Annotated in this window: 1 pseudogene; it reads left to right on the forward strand. The window is 38.1% G+C overall.

Annotated features, from left to right (window positions below):
* Positions 1-273 (forward strand): annotated as a pseudogene (locus tag ACYP03_RS26140) (DUF6575 domain-containing protein); the annotation flags it as partial.

A 273-nucleotide genomic window follows, 5' to 3' on the forward strand; every position in this document is an offset into this window, starting at 1 on the left:
TTGATAAGAGAAGAAGTGAGTTTTCACAAGACTTTTCAATCTTCAAAAAGGCTAATGGTTGTCACTACCCCCCTTAGAAGTGGTGGTGTCTCATCGACTGTCGAACCGTTGAATGATTCGAATTGCGAATGCGTAAATTTACCTCCAGTCGACTTTTCAATTGAATCTGAAGAAATTCAAAGCATTGCACCTGAATCTCGTTGGGATTTTAACCTTCGAATAGCCAAAAAAAGTGGGAAAAGTAATCCTGATAGAAGTGTTGTTTCAATAGTA

It is taken from the genome of Photobacterium sp. R1, assembly GCF_054600795.1.